This is a genomic window from Streptomyces solincola (assembly GCF_002982015.1).
In the GTDB taxonomy this organism is placed as follows: Bacteria; Actinomycetota; Actinomycetes; order Streptomycetales; family Streptomycetaceae; genus Streptomyces; species Streptomyces solincola.
The window spans coordinates 1-19,559 of the sequence record NZ_PVLV01000003.1; the positions used below are offsets into that span (position 1 = coordinate 1).

Sequence of the window (19,559 nt, forward strand, 5' to 3'; positions counted from 1 at the left end):
AGGGGCGATAGCGGGGCCGGGTCGGCGGGCGACGCTCGGTGGTGCGGCGTGGCGGCCGACCGGGAGGCTCCATGGCCCACCAGGCGTATGGAGGTCAGCGGGCGACGGGTGGCGGCAGCCCGCTCCGGGCCGGCGGCGTCAGTCGGTTCCTTGGCGGCCTCCGGCTGGTGCGCAGTGGAGGCGGCCGGGTCGGCCGCGTCAGGGTGCGACGGCCCGTTCACCGGCTTGCGCGGGGTGAACCAACCGCCACCCCCGCCGCTGTCACCCGCGGTGCCGTTGTCGGCCGACGTGGTGGTCGGAGCGTCCATAGAGTGCCTCGCCTCGAACATCTTTCGGTCGGCCCGGACGCCTTCCACGGTGGGAAGGGCGCCTCGGTTCGCCGTTGCTGCCTGGTGATCACTGCCTGTCGCTCGCCCACGGTATCGCCCGAGCGTCCGGCGTATACGAGCCGCACGCCCCGAAGGACGCGCGTGGTCGGCCGCCGTGGTCGCAGCATGTCAGTCGTCGCCGGGCTGGTCGGCATGAGCGGGAAAAGCCCGGTATTCCGCCCCTGATTTCGTTAGGCTGCGTGACCGCCGTGTCCCCGGACGCGCCGTGTGGTCCTGTCAGTTCCCGGGACCCTTCCGTTGTCGGACGTGCGTGCGGACCAGCGCGGCCTGCCGGCGGGCAAGGGCCCGCACCCCGGTCAAGCAGGCGGCAGTCAAGCGATCACCGCGTCGCACATCGAATCACTGGGCCTGCCCTGGGCGTCCCCCTTCCTCGCGATCTCTGCACAAAGCCCGTTCCCGATCTTCACGCGCCAACGCCTGTAGCCGTCAGCGATCCTTCGACCGGGCCGGACGATGTTTCACGTGAAACCTCGAACGGATGCCGGGTGATGTTTCACGTGAAACATCACCATCGAACGCACCGCGTCCCCCGACCGAAGTGCCGTCGGGGGACGCGGTGGACGGGCTGCGGGCCCTAGGCGAGGGCGCGGACCGCTGCCTCGGCGAAGCCGTGGTCCTGCTCGGGTACTCCGCCGCCGACGCCGATCGCTCCGATCAGCCGGCCGTCGCGGTGGACGGGAACACCGCCCGCGATGAACAGCAGCGGCCGGTCCAGCGCCGTCGGCAGGGTGTGGAAGAGCCCGCCCGGCTGGACCGCGTCCACGAGGTCGGCGGTCGGCGCGTTGAGCTGGAGGGCGGTGTACGCCTTGCGGGTGCTGGTCTCGCCGGCGATCAGCACGGCACGGTCGTCACGGCGGAAGGCCAGTAGATGGCCGCCCGCGTCCAGGACGGTCACCGCGACGGCGACCCCGGCCTCCTCAGCCGTGCGGCGGGCGGTGTCGAGCAGGATCTCGGCATCGTGCGTGGTGAGCGGACGGACGGCGGTGGCGGTGGCGGTGGTCATGGGTGGCTCCTTGCTGCGGTAGGGGGAAGTACTGCCGGCGATACGGGAGTGGCGGTCAGGACCGGCCCGCGGGGACGGCTGCCTGCTCGGGTGCCAGCGTGCTGACGGTGACGGCGGCGGCCTGCTCCGACCGGCGGGTCTGGTCTCGCTCCAATGCCGAGGAGAGGACGGCCAGGCCCAGGGCGGCGGCGGCCAGGAGGGCGCCGACCCAGTTGGGGGCGGTGATGCCGAGCCCGGCCGCGATCACCATGCCGCCCAGCCAGGCGGCGATCGCGTTGCCCAGGTTGAAGGCGCCGATGTTCATGGCGGAGGCCAGAGTGGGCGCTGCGGCCGCCTGGTCGAGGACTCGCTTCTGCAGCGGCGGCACGGTGGCGAAGCCGAACGCCCCGACCAGCACGATGGTCACGGCTGCGGCGATCTTGTTGTCGGCGGTGAAGGTGAAGGCGACGAGCGTCAGGGCCAGCGCGGACAGCGAGACGTACAGCATCGGCATCAGCCGCCGGTCGGCGAACCTCCCGCCGATGAGGTTGCCCGCGACCATGCCCAGACCGAAGAGGACCAGCAGCCAGGTCACGGAGGACTCGGCGAAGCCGGCGGCCTCGGTCATCATCGGCGTGATGTAGGTGATGGCGGCGAAGACCCCGCCGAAGCCGAGGACCGTCATCGCCATGGCGAGCAGCACCTGGACGTTGCGGAAGGCGGCCAGTTCCTGGCTCAGCCGGGTGCCCTCGGCCCTGCGCTGCTCCGGGATCAGCTTGGCGACGCCCAGCAGACCGAGCACGCCGAGGGCGGCGACGGCGAAGAAGGTGGTCCGCCAGTCGGCGGCCTGCCCGAGGAAGGTGCCGGCCGGCACGCCGACCACATTGGCGACGGTGAGTCCGGTGAACATCATGGCGATGGCACCGGCCTTCTTCTCCGGGGCGACGAGATCGGCGGCGACGATCGCGCCGATGCCGAAGAACGCGCCGTGGGCGAGGGACGCGACGACCCGGCCGGTGAGCATCAGCCCGAAGACAGGGGCCATGGCGGACAGCAGGTTGCCCGCGATGAACAGCCCCATCAGCAGCATCAGCATGCGCTTGCGGGAGACGCGGGTGCCCAGTGCGGTCATCAGAGGGGCGCCGAGGACGACACCGATGGCATAGCCGCTGACGAGGTAGCCGGCGGTGGGGATCGACACCTGGTAGTCCGCCGCGACCTGCGGCAGCAGGCCCATGATCACGAACTCGGTGGTCCCGATACCGAAGGCCCCGATGGCCAGGGCGAGGAGCGCGAGCGGCATGGGGTAACACCTTCCATAGATTGCGACTGCGCCTTACGAGCGCCCACAATAATTGCAGACGCCGGTTAATTGCAAGCGCGGGCTATTGCGGCGGTCGTCTATCCTGGGAGCACGCCGCTCCGGACGTCCGGCGGATGGAGGAGACAGAGAGATGACAGCGACAGACCCGGCCCTCACCGCCCTCTCCCAGGGCTGGTGCGCTCTCTCGCTGCTGCACGGACGGATCGAGGCGCACATCGAGCGGGCTCTGGAGAGCGGCCATGGACTGAGCGTGCGCGAGTTCTCGCTCCTCGACGTGCTCAGCCGCCAGCACAACGGCCCCGGAGGACACCTCCAGATGAAGCAGGTGGCCGATGCCGTGGTGCTCAGCCAGAGCGCCACCACCCGCCTAGTGACCCGCCTGGAGGACCGGGGGCTGCTCACCCGGTACCTGTGCGACACCGACCGGCGGGGCATCTACACCGATGTCACCGAGGCCGGGCTGACCCTGCTCGCCGAAGCCCGCCCCACCAACGCGACGGCGCTGCGCGAGGCGTTGGACGAGGCGGCCCGGAATCCCGAGCTGGCCCCCCTGGTCAAGGCCGTCGAGGAATTGCGCGTACCGGCCTGAGAACGGCCCTGGGTGCGCCGCTCGGACAGGGCTACTCTGCGGCCATGAGTGATCTTGACATCAGGGCGGCCCGCCCGGCCGATCTGCCGGCCATCGTGGCCATGCTCGCGGACGACCCGCTGGGTGCGCAGCGCGAGTCGCTCGACGATCTCACGCCGTACAGCGTCGCGTACGAACGTCTGGCCGCCGACCCACACCAGCACCTGGTGGTCGCGGTCCAGGGGGGCCAGGTCGTCGGCACGCTCCAGCTCACCGTCATACCCGGCCTCTCCCGGCGCGGCGCTCTGCGGTCGGTGATCGAGGCGGTTCGCGTACATGCCGACGCCCGGGGGAGCGGCCTCGGCACCCAGCTCATCGAGTGGGCGGTGGCCGAGTCCCGCCGGCAGGGCTGCCGGCTGGTCCAGCTCACCTCGGACGCCACCCGCACCGACGCCCACCGGTTCTACGAGCGGCTCGGCTTCGCTGCGTCGCATGTCGGCTTCAAGCGGGCATTGTAAGGCGGGAGCGCTGACGCCGCGCCCCTCCCAGGAACACGGTGACGATGTTCACGTGCAACCGTGTGTTTCACGTGAAACATCGTCACTCGGCACCTTGAGGAACGGCGTCAGGGCTGCCCGCGCCACCCGTCCGCGTCCACTCCGCCCGGTACCGCGTCTCCCTGCTCATAGGGCTCCCGGGTGAAGACGAAGGAACCGACGTCCAGGTGGCTCACCCGGCCGTCCGGCGCGCGCACCACCCGCAGGGTCTCACCGGTGAAGTAGTCGTCCAGGCCGGTCCAGGTGCCGCCCGGTTCGGCACGGAAGCGGGCGGCGCGGCCCTTGCCCCGCAGGGGCCGCAGCTCCACCCCGCCGTCGGCGACGACCGCGAGGCCATAGGCGTAGGTGCCCCAGTACCACGGCCCGGTGAGCGCCAGCAGCTCCTGGTCCACGGCCGGCAGCGGCTGCCAAGGGGCGGGGATGCGAGGTTCGGTGTCGGCGACGATGCCCAGCAGATCGGCGGCGACCGCGCCCGGCTGGGGACCCGAGGTGGCGTTCGTCAGCACCGCGGCGGCGACCCCGTCCACCACGCTGAAGCGAAGCCCCGCCAGGAAGCCCGGCAGTGACCCGCCGTGGCCCACCAGGGTGCGTCCGGCCACCCGCTCGATCTGGAGACCGAGGCCGTAGGCCCCGTCCCACTCCCCCTCCGGCGCTGGGACGGCGGGGGCGCGCATCTCGCGTACCGTCTCGGCCCGCAGCACCCGGTCGTCGCCCTCTGCGAGGAAGAGGGCGAACCGGCACAGGTCGCCGACCGTCGACCAGAGCTGTCCGGCGGGCGCCATGATCCCCAGGTCCTGCGCGGGCTCCGGAAGGAGCACATCGGCCCAGGGATGCACCGCCCAGCCCTCTGCGTGCGGGGCGGAAGGGCGTACACCGGTCCGCAGCAGTCCCAGCGGCTCCAGGATCTCCGCGCGCAGGACGTCCTCCCAGCTCGTCCCGCGCACCGCCGCGACCAGCGAACCGAGCAGGGTGTAGCCGGTGTTGGAGTAGTGGAACCGCCGGCCGGCCGGGTGCAGGACGGGTGCGTCCCCGAGCACGTCGCCCAATCCGGGGCGCAGGGTCCCCGGGGTCCGCTCCCACCAGGGGGCGGGCGACTCGGCTGCCAGGCCCGAAGAGTGGGCGAGCAACTGCGCGACCGTCACCTCGCCGACGCCCGTACCGGGCAGGTGCTTCTCCAGCGGATCGGCCAGATCCAGCAGGCCCTCGTCGCGCAGCCGCATCACCAGCACGCCTGTGAACGGCTTGGTGATCGAGCCGATCCGGTACTGGGTGTCGGCGTCCGGTACGGGCGTCCCCTCGGCGGCGCGGCCGCCCGACCACACCACGGCGCCGTCCCGGGCCACCGCCCCCACCAGGGAAGGGGTGCGCCCCTCCGACTGGGCACGGGCGACCCTGTGCAACAGGGCGCGCTCCGTGCCGGGCAGCAGGGGTACGGGGGCCGGGAAGGGCGCCGAGGGCGAAGTGGAAGAAGTGGTCATGCGGCAGGTCTATCCGGCACGCCATGCGCCTGTCGACCGCGATACACCGGCACGCGGTGCGGTTGTCGAGCGCGATCCACCCGGCGCGCCATGCGGCTGCCCACCCGCCGCGATAGACCGGGCAGCCCGCCCTGCGCCTGTCGACCGCCGCGATACACCGTGCGCACCGCACGGCCGTCGACCGCCGCGATACACCGGGCACGCCGTGCGGCTGTCGACCGCGGTGCGTCGCCGGGACCCCCCGGGCGGAGTCACTCCCCCGCCGCCTCCCGGTGCTCGTCGCGCACCGGCATCGCCAGCGAGGTGCAGCTGCCCTGGTCGGCCGAGCGGACGAGTACCGGCTGGGTGGCATCGGCGACGTCCAGCAGTCCTCCTGGACGACGGCTGCCTCGGCCTGAGCCGCGACCTCCGCGGGCGAGCGATCACACCGCCGAGAAAATCTCGGCCGGGAGCACTTCCCAGCAGAGTCGAACAGTGGGAACGCGACCGCCACGGCCACTCTTCCGACCGCATCACCGTGGAACACGCCCTCGCCGACCACAAACGCTGGAAGCAGCAACTGACACACTGCACCCATCGCCGAGACCGCTTGCCCGACTCCTACCGCGCCATCGCCGGCCTCGTCTTTCACCTCACGGCCAATATCCGAAGACGGCTGTGAGCAAGGCAAACACACCTCACCCGCTATCACGCCGCAACTTGTACCTGTTCGTTTCAGAATGCGATTCGTTCCGGCGGTCGCGGTGACGACATCACGCAGCTTCTGTCTCTCCTCGCCAAGGTCCCGTCCGTCGCGGGCTTGGTGGGGCGGCCGCGGCGGCGACCCGACGTCCTCGATCGACGGGCCGCGCCCCGCCCCGCTCCGCCGACATGGCCCTGACCTTCTTGCGGCTGCCGCGACCCTGAGACCGGTGCGGGGCCTGGCCGCCCGCCGGCCTTCCGTGCCGGTGACGCGAGGCGAGGCGAGGCCTCAGCCCAGTGCGCGCAGCGACTCGCCGAGGACCTTCGCGCCCGCGGCGGCGACACCGGGGGGGAACGGCCGCATACCCCAGCACCAGGCCGGGCGGGCCGGGCAGCTGCCGGTACCTACCAGGACAGCGGGTGGCACTTCACGCCGCGGGCCAGCGCGGCCGCGGCCAGCTCGGTGTCCGGCACGTCCGACGCGTAACCGACGGTCAGGTGCAGCCCCGCCGCCGCGCCGTGGACGACGGCGCCCGGCAGCTGCTCGGCGAGCGCGGCGATCATCGCGTCCCGGCGTCGCCGGTGGCGTGCGCGCACTGTGCGCAGATGCCGCTCCAGCGCGCCCGACTCCATCAGGCGGGCCAGCACCAACTGCGGCAGCACGGGGTTGCCCAGGTCGGTGAAGCGTTTCGCTTCCAGGAGCCGCTCCCGCCAGCGCGGCGGCGGAACCATCCAGCCGGTCCGCAGCGCGGGCGCGAGCAGCTTGGACACGCTGCCCAGGTAGTAGACCCGCTCCGACAGCAGCGCGCGCAGCGCGGGTGCCGGCGGCCGGTCGTAGCGGTGCTCCGCGTCGTAGTCGTCCTCCAGGATCAGCCCGTCGTCCTCGGCCGCCCAGCGCAGCAGCTCCCGCCGGCGCGGCCCGCTGGTGACAACGCCGGTGGGGAACTGGTGGGCGGGGGTGAGCAGCACGACGGACGCGCCGGTGGCCCGCAGTGCGGCGACGCGCACGCCGTCGTCGTCGACCGGCACGGGCGGCGTGTCCAGCCCTCCGTACCGCAGGTGCTGGCGTACGCCGAGGGAGCCGGGGTCCTCCACCGCGACCGCCCCGACGCCGCCCGCCCGCAGGACGGGGCCGAGCAGGGTGAGCGCCTGGGCGGTCCCGGCGACGATCAGCACCTCGTCCGGCTCGACGCGAAATCCCCGGTTCCGCGCGAGCCACTCGGCGACCGCGCCGCGCAGCCGCGCCGTGCCGCGCGGGTCGCCGTATCCGAGCTGCTCGGCCGACAGTCCGGCGAGCACCTCCCGCTCCGCGCGCAGCCAGGCGGCGCGGGGGAACGCGGTGAGGTCCGGTCGGCCGGGCGTGAGGTCCACCGGGGCGGACGTGGTGCGCAGCGCGTCGAAGATCTCGTACCCGGGTGCGCCGACGAAGAGCCCGTCCGGCCCGGGGTTGGGGTCCGCGCGACGCGGTGGCGGGGTGCGGGGTGGTGCGGGCGCCGCGACGACGACGGTGCCGCCGCGCCGCCGGCCCGAGAGATGCCCGTCCTCGGTCAGCAGCCGGTACGCCTCGGTGATCACGCCCCGCGAGACGCGCAGCTCGGCGGCGAGGTGCCGGGTCGGCGGCAGCTTGCTGCCCAGCCCCAGCCTGCCGTCCCCGATCGCCCGCCGCAGCAGCGCGGCCAGCCACTCGGCCTTGCCGGCCGCCGGCACGTCACCGGCCCGCAACTGAAGGAAGTCCGACCCGGGCGGTTCGGGCCCGCCGCCCGCCGTCGGCGGTGACTGACCAGGCAGTACGGGGTCGTGGCACGCCGCCGCAGTGCCGAGGCCGGGTCTCATGTGGGCACCTGCCGCAGTACCGGGACCTGGGACCGGACGGGTGCCTGCCGCAGGGCCGGGGCCGGATAACGGGCAGGCACCTGCCCCAGTGCCGGGACCGGCTGCTGGGCAGGTGCCTGCCGCAGGGCCGGGCCCGGTTGCCGGGCGGGTGCCTGCCGCAGTGCCAGGGCCGGGTGCCGGGCGGGTGCCGCCGTTCTTCCGCCCGCCGTCCGCCTGGTCGCCGTGCGCCGCCTGCTGCTCCACGAGCGCCATGGTGTCACCGCCGCGCGCTCAGGCCGCCGCCAGGCGGGCGCTCAGCGCGACGAAGGAGGCGGCGAAGACCCGGCGCAAACCGGTCATCGCCTTCGGACGGACCAGCAGTCGGTCGCGGACCGCGGCGGCGCAGAGCGCGTAGCCGGCGAAGACGACCAGGGTCATCCTTATGAAGACGGCGCCGAGCCGGAGCATCGACCCGAGCGAACCGGCCTGCCCGGAGGGTGCGAACTGCGGCAGGAATGCGGCGAAGAACAGGGTGACCTTGGGATTGAGCAGGTTGGCCAGGATCGCGGAACCGATCGCCCGGAGCGTCGGCGTCCGCTCGGACGCCGTCTCGGCGACGGTCAGCGCGCCCTTGTTCCGGAGTATGGCCCAGGCCAGATACAGCAGGTAGCCGACCCCGGCGTAGCGGACGGTCTCGTAGGCGGCCGCGCTGGTGTGCAGCAGCGCGGAGAGCCCGGCGACCGACGCCGCCAGGTGCGGCAGGACGGAGAGGGTGGAGCCGAACGCGGCGACCAGGCCGGCCCGCCGGCCTTGGGACAGCGCGGCGGCCAGGGTGTACACCACGCCGGCGCCGGGTGTGGCCACCACGACCAGCGTGGTGAGCAGGTACGCGGAACTCACGGAGGCCTCCGAGCGGTTGGACCCGGCTCCATCGGGTCCGAGCGGTGGGGACGCCTCCACCCTGCCGGGCGCACGGACCGGTCCACAGAGCCAAAGACGGCCCGGTACACCGGTCCATATCCCGTCGACCGACCCGCGAGGGGCCCGGGTCAGACCCCGGCCGGCTCGTCGCCGGATCCGCCCCGCCCGACTGCCGGCTCGGCGAGGCGGATGTCGAAGGCGCGCGGGGACGGGCAGCCGACCGCCTGGCGGACCCCGTCCAGGCCGCGGTCGCCCCGCCGGAGCAGCGCAGTCGCCCGCTTCCTCCGTCGTCTCATCAGACAGGCGTACGGAGACGCGGCGTACGCCAGCGTGAACTGGCGGCTCAACTGCCCGGGCGGCAGGTCCACGGCACGGGCGAGCGCCAGGACGTCCAGCGGCCGCGCGTACTCCCGCTCGATCCGGTCCCGCACCCGTCGGAGCCGTGCGAGCTGGTCCAGGCGCTGCGCCGCGAGGCGGGCGCGCCCCCACGAGGGGTGGCACATCGGCGGAACCCTTCCTTCCGGACGGTGGGACGCGGCTCGCTCAACGGAGCTGCTGGATGCGGACCAGGTTGCCCGCCGGGTCGCGGAAGGCGCAGTCGCGGATGCCGTACGGCTGCTCCGTCGGCTCCTGGACCACCTCGGCGTCGCGCGCCTGGACCTTCTCGAACACGCCGTCCAGGTCGGGGGTCGCCAGCAGGATCCAGCCGTAGGTGCCCTTGGCCATCATCTCCGTGATGGTGCGGCGCTCGTCCTCGGTGACCCCGGGGTCGGCGGCCGGCGGGGCCAGCAGGATGGACGTGCCGGGCTGGCCGGCGGGGCCGACCGTGATCCAGCGCATCTTGCCCTGGCCGACGTCGTTGCGGACCTCGAAGCCGAGGACGTCCCGGTAGAAGGCGACGGACGCGTCCGGGTCGTCGTGCGGGAGGAAGGTGGTGTGAATCGTGATGTCCATGTCCACGACCCTAGGCTGGCGGGTCCGCCCGGGCTTCTCGAAAACTGACCGATCCGACGCCGCGGGAGCCGGGCGCGGGCTGCCCCCGGCGGCACGGCTGCCGGTCAGGTCTGGGCCATGTCCACGAAGCGGGAGTAGTGGCCCTGGAAGGCCACGGTGATCGTGGCGGTGGGGCCGTTACGGTGCTTGGCGACGATGAGGTCGGCCTCGCCGGCGCGCGGCGACTCCTTCTCGTAGGCGTCCTCGCGGTGCAGCAGGATCACCATGTCGGCGTCCTGCTCGATGGAGCCGGACTCACGCAGGTCGGAGACCATCGGCTTCTTGTCGGTGCGCTGCTCGGGGCCACGGTTGAGCTGCGAGAGGGCGATCACCGGCACTTCCAGCTCCTTGGCCAGGAGTTTGAGGTTACGGGACATGTCGGAGACCTCCTGCTGGCGGTTCTCCGCCCGCTTGGAGCCGCCGGACTGCATGAGCTGGAGGTAGTCGATGACCACCAGCCTGATGTCGTTGCGCTGCTTGAGCCGGCGGCACTTGGCGCGGATCTCCATCATCGACAGATTGGGCGAGTCGTCGATGTACAGCGGCGCCTGGGACACGTCGGGCATGCGCCGGGCCAGTCTCGTCCAGTCCTCGTCCGTCATGGTGCCCGAGCGCATGTGGTGCAGCGCCACCCGCGCCTCGGCGGACAGCAGGCGCATGGCGATCTCGTTGCGGCCCATCTCCAGGGAGAAGATGACGCTGGGGAGGTTGTTCTTGATGGACGCCGCCCGGGCGAAGTCCAGGGCGAGGGTCGACTTGCCCATCGCGGGACGGGCCGCGATGACGATCATCTGACCGGGGTGCAGCCCGTTGGTGAGGGAGTCGAAGTCGGTGAAGCCGGTCGGCACACCCGTCATCTCGCCGCTGCGGGAGCCGATCGCCTCGATCTCGTCGAGCGCGCCCTCCATGATGTCGCCGAGCGGCAGGTAGTCCTCGCTGGTGCGCTGCTCGGTGACCGCGTAGATCTCGGCCTGCGCCGAGTTGACGATCTCGTCCACGTCGCCGTCGGCGGCGTATCCCATCTGCGTGATCTTGGTGCCGGCCTGGACCAGGCGGCGCAGCACCGCGCGCTCGTGGACGATCTCCGCGTAGTACGGGGCGTTCGCCGCGGTGGGCACGGACTGGACGAGGGTGTGCAGGTAGGAGGCGCCGCCGACGCGGTTGACCTCGCCGCGCTTGGTCAGCTCGGCGACGACGGTGATGGGGTCGGCCGGCTCGCCCTTGGCGTACAGGTCGAGGATCGCCTGGTAGATCGTCTCGTGGGCGGGCTTGTAGAAGTCGTGGCCCTTGAGGATCTCGACGACGTCGGCGATGGCGTCCTTGGACAGCAGCATGCCGCCGAGCACCGACTGCTCGGCGTCGAGGTCCTGCGGCGGCACCCGCTCGAAGCCGCCGGCGCCGCTGTCCCAGGGGGTCTCGCCGCCGCGGTCGTGCTGTTCCTCGCGCCCCTTGCCCCGGCGGGCGAAGTCGCCGCGCTGGCGGGAGGCGGGCAGACGGTCGCCGGGACCGATGTCAGTCCACGGTTCGTCCAAGGGCTCGGGGATGCTCACCGGCCCACCTCCTCCCGATCCGCTGCCGCGGATGTCGCCGTGCCACTCATTCCTACGGCACGACACTGACAAAGCAGGGCGCCCCACTCCGCGTGCGGCGGTCCGCTTCTCGCGCGTCGAGCGCCGCACCACGTTAGGCCCGTGGGCACCGTCAGCCAATCCGGTTATCCACAGGCCCTGTGGGTGAAGGCCCGGATGCTGTGGAGAACCTGCCGATACCTGTGCACGGACCGGGGGACAGTGATGTGGACAAACTCATAGCCCCTCCCACCTCACCCGCCCTGACCTGCTATTTCTCCATCCACCGACTGTGGGGGAGAAAAAGTTTCCCGCCCAGGTCAAGATCAGGGCGAACCACCCTCGCCCGGCGGTGCGTTCCGAGCACCAGGTAAGGGTCCCATTGTGCTTGTATCCATTACCTGTGGACGATTAGATTGCCACCATGAACCAGCCGTCCACGAAGCCGCGGAGCGAACGACGACGCCACGACCGCGAGATCGTCTCCCTCGCCGTCCCGGCGTTCGGAGCGCTGGTCGCCGAACCCCTCTTCGTCCTGGTCGACAGCGCGGTGGTCGGCCACCTCGGCACTCCCCAACTGGCCGGCCTGGGCATCGCGGCGGCGCTGCTGACCACCGCGGTCAGCGTCTTCGTCTTCCTCGCCTACGCCACCACCGCGGCCGTCGCCCGGCGGCTCGGCGCCGGGGACCTGCCCGCAGCCCTCCGCCAGGGCATGGACGGCATCTGGCTGGCGCTCCTGCTCGGCGTGGCCGTCATCGCGGTCACCCTGCCCACCGCCCCCTGGCTGGTGGAGCTCTTCGGCGCCTCGGGCACCGCCGCCCCGTACGCCACCACCTATCTGCGCATCTCCTCGCTGGGCATCCCCGCGATGCTCATCGTCCTCGCCGCCACCGGCGTGCTGCGCGGCCTCCAGGACACCCGCACCCCGCTGTACGTCGCCGTCGCCGGGTTCGCCGCCAACGCCGCGCTCAACGTCGGACTGGTCTACGGGGCGGGGCTCGGGATCGCCGGCTCCGCCTGGGGCACCGTCATCGCCCAGTGTGGCATGGCCGCGGCATACCTGATCGTGGTGGTCCGCGGCGCCCGGCGGCACGGGGCCTCGCTGCGCCCGGACGCGCCCGGCATCCGGGCCAGCGCCAAGGCGGGCGTCCCGCTGCTGGTGCGGACGCTGTCGCTGCGGGCGGTGCTGCTGCTGGCCACCGCCATCGCCGCCCGCCTCGGCGACGTCGACGTGGCCGCCCACCAGATCATCCTCTCGCTGTGGAGCCTGATGGCCTACGCACTGGACGCCATCGCCATCGCCGGGCAGGCCATCATCGGCCGGTATCTGGGCGCGGACGACGCGGACGGGGCCCGCCGGGTCTGCCGCCGCATGGTCGAGTGGGGTGTGGCGTCCGGCGTGGTGCTGGGCGCGCTGCTGGTGCTGGCCCGGCCGCTGTTCATCCCGCTGTTCACCGGTGACCCGACCGTCCAGGACACCCTGCTGCCCGCCCTGTTGGTGGTGGCCCTCACCCAGCCGGTGGCCGGTGTGGTGTTCGTCCTGGACGGGGTGCTGATGGGTGCGGGCGACGGGCCCTACCTCGCCGGTGCCATGGTGGTGACGCTGGCGGTGTTCGCGCCGGTCGCGCTGCTGATCCCGGTGTGGGGAGGCGGGCTGACCGCTCTGTGGTGGGCGATGGGGCTGATGATGGGCGTCCGCCTGGTCACGCTGGCTCTGCGGATGCGGTCCGGGCGGTGGATCGTCACCGGCGCGGTCCGCTGACCCCCCGCGACCGCCACCGGGACGGCCCGCTGAACCCGCAGCCACCAGCGCGCTCCGCTGAACCCGCGACCGCCACCGGGACGATCCGCTGCCCCTCAGCCTCTCGGGCATGTTTCACGTGAAACATCCTCCCCGGGTACGAACGCGAGAAGGGGCCGCACCTTTCGGTGCGGCCCCTTCCGTCCTGCTCAGCGCCGTACTACCCAGCGCCGTACTGCTCAGCGCAGCGGTCCTCCCGAGCCGGAAGCTCAGGCGGCGACGATCTCCACGTTGACCGTCGCGGCGACCTCGGCGTGCAGACGCACGGAGACCTGGTGCGAGCCCAGCGTCTTGATCGACGAGCCGAGCTCGACGCGGCGCTTGTCGACGTCCGGGCCACCGGCGGACTTGATCGCCGAGGCGACGTCAGCCGGGGTCACCGAGCCGAAGAGCCGACCGGCGTCGCCGGAGCGGACGGCCAGGCGGACCTTGGTGCCCTCGAGCTGGGCCTTGATCTCGTTGGCCTGCTCGATGGTCGCGATCTCGTGGATCTTGCGGGCGCGGCGGATCTGCGCCACGTCCTTCTCGCCACCCTTGGTCCAGCGGATCGCGAAACCGCGCGGGACCAGGTAGTTGCGAGCGTAACCGTCCTTGACGTCGACGACGTCACCAGCGGTGCCGAGGCCGGAGACCTCGTGCTTGAGGATGATCTTCATAAGTCGGTCACCCTCTCCTTAGCGCGCGGTGGACGTGTAGGGCAGCAGCGCCATCTCACGGCTGTTCTTCACGGCCGTGGCGACGTCACGCTGGTGCTGCGTGCAGTTGCCGGTCACGCGGCGGGCACGGATCTTGCCGCGGTCGGAAATGAACTTCCGCAGCATGTTCGTGTCCTTGTAGTCCACGTAAGCGGTCTTGTCCTTGCAGAACGCGCAGACCTTCTTCTTAGGCTTGCGCACAGGCGGCTTCGCCATGGTGTTTCTCCTGTGTGATCAAGAAGTGGGGTGACGAGCCCGCTTCCCGTCCCAGGCCCGTCGGGCCTAGAAGGGGGGCTCGTCCGAGTAGCCGCCGCCGCTGGAGCTGCCGCCCCAGTTGCCTCCGCCGCCCTGCTGCTGGCCGCCGCCGGACGGGGCGCTGGTGGCCCAGGGGTCGTCGGAGGGAGCTCCGCCGCCCTGCTGGCCGCCACCCGGGGCGCCGCCGCCCCAGTTGCCGCCGCCCTGCTGCTGGCCACCGCCGCCGTAGCCGCCCTGGCCACCGCGACCGGTGGTCTTGGTGACCTTGGCCGTGGCGCTCTTGAGACTGGGGCCGACCTCGTCGACGTCCAGCTCGTAGACCGTGCGCTTGACGCCCTCACGGTCCTCGTAGGACCGCTGCTTCAGCCGGCCCTGCACGATGACGCGCATGCCTCGCTGGAGCGACTCGGCGACGTTCTCCGCCGCCTGGCGCCAGACCGAGCAGGTCAGGAACAGGCTCTCGCCGTCCTTCCACTCGTTGGTCTGGCGGTCGAAGGTGCGGGGAGTGGACGCGACGCGGAACTTCGCGACCGCCGCACCGGACGGGGTGAAGCGCAGCTCGGGATCGTCGACAAGATTGCCGACGACCGTGATGACGGTCTCGCCTGCCATGGGGTACCTCTCGGCGGGATTGCTGCTGGCTGCTTGCTGCTACTCGGACCCGACGACCGTGAGCCGGAGGCTCAGTGGGTCTCGGGGCGGAGGACCTTGGTCCGGAGGACCGACTCGTTCAGGTTCATCTGGCGGTCGAGCTCCTTGACGACCGCAGGCTCGGCCTGCAGGTCGATGACCGAGTAGATGCCCTCGGGCTTCTTCTTGATCTCGTAAGCGAGACGACGACGGCCCCAGGTGTCGACCTTCTCCACCTTTCCGTTGCCCTCACGGACGACGGAGAGGAAGTTCTCGATCATGGGAGAGACAGAGCGCTCCTCCAGATCGGGGTCGAGGATGACCATCACCTCGTAGTGACGCATGTGGAACCCACCTCCTTTGGACTCAGCGGCCACGGTCGTTCCGTGGCAGGAGGGTCGTGATGCGTACGCAACGGTAGCCGCAGCCACTGACAGTCCCCGCCGAAATCGGCGGCTCCTGCTTTCGGGCATGACGGGATACCGGTGCAGACCGTACAGAGTACCCGCACAGCCGCTTCCGGTTGAAATTCCCGGGAGGTGGCACTCACTCTGTACCCATCGAGTGTGTGCGGCGCTACCATCCGCCGTCCTCTGCGAGCCAGGAGGTCCCCCATGGCCCAGGCCTTCCAACGACCGCGTCGTCACCCCTCCTCGTCACTCTTCGCCACCGACGGCAAGCCGCACCCCCTCCAGGACACGCTGATGGCCGTCACCCTGGTGCTCGGTGCGATCGCGTTCGTCACCGCCCAGTTCCACAGCCTGCACCTGATCAGCTCCTGGACCGGCCTGATCGGCGTGGTCGCCGGCGCCTACGGCCAGTTCGTCTCGGTCACCACCCGCGAGCGCACCGGTCTGGTCATCGGCATGGGCGCCTCGGCGCTCGGCCTGGGGCTCGGTCTGGCGCACGGTGGCCTGTTCGGCGGCGTGCTCGGCTGACCCCTCCCACCCCGCCCGTGCGCCCCCCGTCCCCGTCCGGCGCACGGGCCCGTGAGGGCGCTCCGCGGTGCCAGTAGGCTTTCGGCGCGAGAGCCGGAGCCCCTGACCGATGGGGACACACCTGCCAAGGAGCGCCCCGCATGAGCCTGACCCTGAGGACCATCAGCCGCGAGCAGCATCTGGCGTACATCCAGAGCCTGCCCTCGGCGAGCCACTGCCAGGTCCCCGCTTGGGCTGATGTGAAGACCGAATGGCGCTCGGAGAACCTCGGCTGGTTCGACCAGAGCGGGCAGCTCGTCGGCGCCGGGCTGGTCCTCTACCGGCAGCTCCCCAAGGTGAAGCGGTATCTCGCGTACCTGCCCGAGGGCCCGGTGATCAACTGGTACGCGCCCAACCTGGACGACTGGCTCCAGCCGATGCTGGCGCACCTGAAGCGGCAGGGCGCGTTCTCCGTGAAGATGGGCCCGCCGGTGGTCATCCGCCGCTGGGACGCCGGGGCGATCAAGTCCGGCATCCAGGACCCGGACGTCAAGCGGCTGCGGGACGTGGAGGCCACCCACATCGAGCCGCGCGCCTTCGAGGTGTCGGACCGGCTGCGCAAGATGGGCTGGCAGCAGGGCGAGGACGGCGGCGCCGGCTTCGGCGACGTGCAGCCCCGCTACGTCTTCCAGGTGCCGCTCGCCAACCGCTCCCTGGACGAGGTCCTCAAGGGCTTCAACCAGCTCTGGCGCCGCAACATCAAGAAGGCCGAGAAGGCCGGCGTCGAGGTCGTGCAGGGCGGCTACCACGACCTGGAGGAGTGGCAGCGGCTCTACGAGATCACGGCCGTGCGCGACAAGTTCCGGCCGCGCCCGCTGTCGTACTTCCAGCGCATGTGGACCGTCCTCAACAACGAGGACCCCAACCGGATGCGGCTGTACTTCGCCCGCCACAACGGCGTGAACCTCTCCGCCGCCACCATGCTCGTCGTCGGCGGGCACGTCTGGTACTCCTACGGCGCCTCCGACAACATCGGCCGCGAGGTCCGGCCGTCCAACGCCATGCAGTGGCGGATGCTGCGCGACGCGTACGCCATGGGGGCCACCGTCTACGACCTGCGCGGCATCTCCGACTCGCTGGACGAGACCGACCACCTCTTCGGACTCATCCAGTTCAAGGTGGGCACCGGCGGCGAGGCCGTGGAGTACATCGGCGAGTGGGACTTCCCGCTGAACAAGCTGCTGCACAAGGCGCTCGACCTCTACATGTCGCGCCGCTGAACCGCGTCGCACCGACGCACCCGACCACCCCACACCGAAGCCTTGAGAAAGGGTCAGTCCGGCCATGGCGCTCTCCCTCTACGTCGACACCGCTCGCTGGCGGGCGCACCAGAAGACCGTGCTGGACCAGTTCCCGGGGCTGATCCCGGTGTGCAAGGGCAACGGTTACGGCTTCGGCCACGAACGGCTCGCGGAGGAGGCCGCCCGGCTCGGCACCGACGTGCTGGCCGTCGGCACCACCTACGAGGCCGCCCGCATCAAGGACTGGTTCAGCGGCGACCTGCTGGTGCTCACCCCGTTCCGGCGCGGTGAGGAGCCGGTCCCGCTGCCGGACCGGGTCATCCGCTCGGTGTCCTCGGTGGACGGGGTGCACGCCCTGGTCGGCGCCCGGGTCGTCATCGAGTGCATGAGCTCGATGAAGCGCCACGGCATCGGCGAGCACGAGCTGCACCTGCTGCACAACTCCATCGACGACGTACGGCTGGAGGGCTTCGCCCTGCACCTGCCGCTGGACCGCACCGACGGCACCGACGCCGTCGAGGAGGTCATCGCGTGGATGGACCGGCTGCGCGCGGCCCGGCTGCCGCTGCACACCATGTTCGTCAGCCATCTGCGTGCCGAGGAGCAGGCCCGGCTCCAGCAGCAGTTCCCGCAGACCCGCTTCCGGGCGCGGATCGGCACCCGGCTGTGGCTGGGCGACCACGAGGCCACCGAGTACCGCGGCGCCGTGCTGGACGTCACCAAGGTCGCCAAGGGCGAGCGGTTCGGCTACCGCCAGCAGCGCACCGCCTCCGAGGGCTGGCTCGTCGTCGTCGCCGGCGGCACCTCGCACGGCGTGGGCCTGGAGGCCCCGAAGGCCATGCACGGCGTGATGCCGCGCGCCAAGGGCGTCGCCCGGGCCGGTCTGGCCACGGTCAACCGCAACCTGTCGCCGTTCGTGTGGTCGGGCAAGCAGCGCTGGTTCGCCGAGCCGCCGCACATGCAGGTGTCCATCCTGTTCGTGCCCTCCGACGCCCAGGAGCCCCGGGTCGGCGACGAGATGGTCGCCCACCTGCGGCACACCACCACGCAGTACGACCGCCTGGTCGAGCGCTAGGAACCACCGCGCCGAAGGCGGCGGCCCGGTCCTCCGAGGACCGGGCCGCCGCCGTCTGCCGCAGGGGTGTCACTCGCGGGCCGCGCCCCACTCCACCCGCGTCCAGGTCGCCGTCCGCTCCGCGTGCCGGGGGGCCCGGGCGGCCTCGCCGACGGTGAAGACGTCCTCCGCCCCGTCCAGGACGCCCCCCGAGGGGTCGTCGGACCCGTCGCGGCGTACGACGTCGCGGTCCGGGCGCAGCGCGTCGCGCACGATGACCGCGCACAGGTAGAGCGTGCCGGCGACGTGCAGGACGATCGCGAACTGGTAGCCCTCGGTGGGCAGGCCCTGCTTGTCCCCGCTGGAGGTGTACGCCAGGTAGAGCCAGATGCCGAGGAAGTACAGCACCTCGCACGTCTGCCAGACGAGGAAGTCGCGCCAGCGGGGGCGGGCCAGCGCGGCGAGCGGGATGAGCCACAGCACGTACTGCGGCGAGTACACCTTGTTGGTGAGGATGAACGCCGCGATCACGAGGAACGCCAACTGGGCGAAGCGCGGGCGGCGGGGCGCCATCAGGGCGAGGGCCGCGATGCCGGCGCAGGCCAGGCCCATCAGGAGCATGGCGTAGGTGTTGACGTCGGCGGGTTCGATCTGCCCGCCGGTGCGCTGGGTGATGACCAGCCAGAACGAGCCGAAGTCGATGCCGCGTTCCCGGCTGAAGGCGTAGAACTGCTTCCAGCCCTCCGGCGCGAACAGCAGCACCGGTACGTTGACCGCGAGCCAGGCGCCGGCCGCGCCCAGCAGGGCGGTGGTGAACGCCCGCCACCGCCAGGCCCGCCAGCACAGCAGCAGCAGCGGTCCGAGCAGCAGCGCCGGGTAGAGCTTGGCGGCCGTGGCCAGCCCGAGCAGCACGCCGAAGGCCAGCGGCCGCTCGCGGGACCACATCAGCATCGCGGCGGCGGTCAGCGCCAGGGCGAGCAGGTCCCAGTTGATGGTGGCGGTGAGCGCGAGGGCCGGGGCCAGGGCGACCAGCAGGCCGTCCCAGGGCCGGCGGCGGTGGGTGCGGGCGGTGCAGACCGCGGTCACCACCGCGCACACCATCAGCATGGCGGCGTTGAGCAGCCAGTACATCTGCTCGCGGTACATCAGGTCCCCGTCGAAGGGGAGCGTCAACCAGGATGCGACCTGCATGAACAGCCCGGTCAGCACCGGGTACTCCAGATACGGCATGTCGCCGCCGAGCCGGTCGAAGTACGGCACCAGCCCGTCGGCGAAGCCGCGCCCGACGAACAGGTGCGGAATGTCGGAGTAGCAGGCGTGGGTGTACTGGGAGCTGGTGCCGCGGAACCAGGCCCAGTTGTAACAGGGCAGCTTCTGCACCATGCCGAGGGCGAACATGCCGATCACCGTCAGGGCGACGACCCGTACCGGGGACAGCGCGAAACCGCCGGGCCGCGCCCAGCGGCCGAACCGCCCGCCGACCAGCTCGCTGGCGGCGGCGGCGACCTCGTCGTGTCGGGTCGGGGCCACGACGGACCGGTCGCGTGGCGCGCTCGTCGTCTTCTCCGGGATCGGCATGGGGGACATCCTGCCGTACGGCGCTGTGCGCCCCCGCCGCTGGCGTGACGCGGGT

The 19,559-nt window shown here is 71.6% G+C and carries 18 protein-coding genes and 3 pseudogenes; 7 read left to right on the forward strand and 14 right to left on the reverse strand.

Annotation, left to right across the window (positions count from 1 at the left end):
- From C6N75_RS31035 to C6N75_RS00080, 3 genes and pseudogenes are all read right to left on the reverse strand, one after another.
- Positions 1-308 (reverse strand): annotated as a pseudogene (locus tag C6N75_RS31035) (hypothetical protein); the annotation flags it as partial.
- A 655-nt stretch (positions 309-963) separates the two neighbouring features.
- Positions 964-1,392 carry a GlcG/HbpS family heme-binding protein gene (locus tag C6N75_RS00075; protein WP_105866747.1) on the reverse strand — a complete coding sequence of 143 codons (429 nt, stop codon included), beginning with the start codon at positions 1,390-1,392 and terminating at the stop codon, positions 964-966.
- Between the two features lie 55 nt (positions 1,393-1,447).
- A complete protein-coding gene (locus C6N75_RS00080; RefSeq protein ID WP_105866748.1) occupies positions 1,448-2,674 on the reverse strand; it encodes an MFS transporter in 1,227 nt (408 codons plus the stop codon).
- Positions 2,675-2,825: 151 nt separating this feature from the next.
- Between C6N75_RS00080 and C6N75_RS00085 the strand changes: the two genes are divergently transcribed.
- Positions 2,826-3,284: a MarR family winged helix-turn-helix transcriptional regulator gene (locus C6N75_RS00085; RefSeq protein ID WP_105866749.1), complete on the forward strand. Its 459-nt coding sequence runs from the start codon at positions 2,826-2,828 to the stop codon at positions 3,282-3,284.
- Between the two features lie 44 nt (positions 3,285-3,328).
- Positions 3,329-3,781, forward strand: coding sequence for a GNAT family N-acetyltransferase (locus C6N75_RS00090; RefSeq protein ID WP_105866750.1), 453 nt, complete (start codon positions 3,329-3,331; stop codon positions 3,779-3,781).
- A gap of 107 nt (positions 3,782-3,888) precedes the next feature.
- Here C6N75_RS00090 and C6N75_RS00095 read toward each other — a convergent pair whose 3' ends face one another.
- Positions 3,889-5,298 carry a serine hydrolase domain-containing protein gene (locus C6N75_RS00095; RefSeq protein ID WP_105866751.1) on the reverse strand — a complete coding sequence of 470 codons (1,410 nt, stop codon included), beginning with the start codon at positions 5,296-5,298 and terminating at the stop codon, positions 3,889-3,891.
- A gap of 367 nt (positions 5,299-5,665) precedes the next feature.
- On the opposite strand from C6N75_RS00095, the pseudogene C6N75_RS32015 reads away from it, so the two are divergent.
- A pseudogene (locus tag C6N75_RS32015) lies at positions 5,666-5,959 on the forward strand (transposase); the annotation flags it as partial.
- 309 nt (positions 5,960-6,268) lie between these two features.
- Here C6N75_RS32015 and pdxR read toward each other — a convergent pair.
- The 5 genes and pseudogenes from pdxR to dnaB all read right to left on the reverse strand — a co-directional run bounded on the left by pdxR (position 6,269) and on the right by dnaB (position 11,255).
- Positions 6,269-7,812 (reverse strand): annotated as a pseudogene (pdxR, locus tag C6N75_RS00105) (MocR-like pyridoxine biosynthesis transcription factor PdxR).
- 270 nt (positions 7,813-8,082) lie between these two features.
- Positions 8,083-8,691, reverse strand: a complete 609-nt coding sequence (locus C6N75_RS00110; RefSeq protein WP_105866753.1) for a LysE family translocator — start codon at positions 8,689-8,691, stop codon at positions 8,083-8,085.
- A gap of 149 nt (positions 8,692-8,840) precedes the next feature.
- A complete protein-coding gene (locus C6N75_RS00115) occupies positions 8,841-9,215 on the reverse strand; it encodes a helix-turn-helix domain-containing protein (protein WP_105866754.1) in 375 nt (124 codons plus the stop codon).
- A 40-nt stretch (positions 9,216-9,255) separates the two neighbouring features.
- The gene (locus C6N75_RS00120; protein WP_105866790.1) at positions 9,256-9,666 is read right to left on the reverse strand and encodes a VOC family protein; all 411 of its coding nucleotides are present in this window, start codon (positions 9,664-9,666) and stop codon (positions 9,256-9,258) included.
- A gap of 104 nt (positions 9,667-9,770) precedes the next feature.
- Positions 9,771-11,255 carry a replicative DNA helicase gene (gene dnaB / locus C6N75_RS00125; RefSeq protein ID WP_105866755.1) on the reverse strand — a complete coding sequence of 495 codons (1,485 nt, stop codon included), beginning with the start codon at positions 11,253-11,255 and terminating at the stop codon, positions 9,771-9,773.
- A 442-nt stretch (positions 11,256-11,697) separates the two neighbouring features.
- Between dnaB and C6N75_RS00130 the strand changes: the two genes are divergently transcribed.
- Entirely contained in the window at positions 11,698-13,035 is a 1,338-nt protein-coding gene (locus C6N75_RS00130) for an MATE family efflux transporter (RefSeq protein WP_105866756.1), read from the forward strand.
- 248 nt (positions 13,036-13,283) lie between these two features.
- On the opposite strand, the gene rplI is transcribed toward C6N75_RS00130, so the two are convergent.
- The 4 genes from rplI to rpsF all read right to left on the reverse strand — a co-directional run bounded on the left by rplI (position 13,284) and on the right by rpsF (position 14,998).
- Positions 13,284-13,730: a 50S ribosomal protein L9 gene (gene rplI / locus C6N75_RS00135; protein WP_105866757.1), complete on the reverse strand. Its 447-nt coding sequence runs from the start codon at positions 13,728-13,730 to the stop codon at positions 13,284-13,286.
- Between the two features lie 18 nt (positions 13,731-13,748).
- A complete protein-coding gene (gene rpsR, locus C6N75_RS00140; protein WP_005315025.1) occupies positions 13,749-13,985 on the reverse strand; it encodes a 30S ribosomal protein S18 in 237 nt (78 codons plus the stop codon).
- Positions 13,986-14,051: 66 nt separating this feature from the next.
- A complete protein-coding gene (locus tag C6N75_RS00145) occupies positions 14,052-14,636 on the reverse strand; it encodes a single-stranded DNA-binding protein (RefSeq protein ID WP_105866758.1) in 585 nt (194 codons plus the stop codon).
- Between the two features lie 71 nt (positions 14,637-14,707).
- The gene (rpsF, locus tag C6N75_RS00150) at positions 14,708-14,998 is read right to left on the reverse strand and encodes a 30S ribosomal protein S6 (RefSeq protein WP_105866759.1); all 291 of its coding nucleotides are present in this window, start codon (positions 14,996-14,998) and stop codon (positions 14,708-14,710) included.
- Positions 14,999-15,268: 270 nt separating this feature from the next.
- Here rpsF and C6N75_RS00155 point away from each other — a divergent pair, with 270 nt between their 5' ends.
- From C6N75_RS00155 to C6N75_RS00165, 3 genes are all read left to right on the forward strand, one after another.
- The gene (locus tag C6N75_RS00155; RefSeq protein ID WP_105866760.1) at positions 15,269-15,592 is read left to right on the forward strand and encodes a hypothetical protein; all 324 of its coding nucleotides are present in this window, start codon (positions 15,269-15,271) and stop codon (positions 15,590-15,592) included.
- 140 nt (positions 15,593-15,732) lie between these two features.
- Positions 15,733-16,851 (forward strand): lipid II:glycine glycyltransferase FemX, encoded by a 1,119-nt coding sequence (locus C6N75_RS00160; RefSeq protein ID WP_105866761.1) that lies wholly within the window; start codon positions 15,733-15,735, stop codon positions 16,849-16,851.
- 64 nt (positions 16,852-16,915) lie between these two features.
- Positions 16,916-17,947: an alanine racemase gene (locus tag C6N75_RS00165; protein WP_105866762.1), complete on the forward strand. Its 1,032-nt coding sequence runs from the start codon at positions 16,916-16,918 to the stop codon at positions 17,945-17,947.
- Positions 17,948-18,016: 69 nt separating this feature from the next.
- Here the strand turns inward: C6N75_RS00165 and C6N75_RS00170 are convergent, their stop codons facing one another.
- On the reverse strand, positions 18,017-19,504 hold the full coding sequence (locus C6N75_RS00170; protein WP_105866763.1) for a glycosyltransferase family 87 protein: 1,488 nt from the start codon (positions 19,502-19,504) through the stop codon (positions 18,017-18,019).
- Positions 19,505-19,559 lie beyond the last annotated feature (55 nt).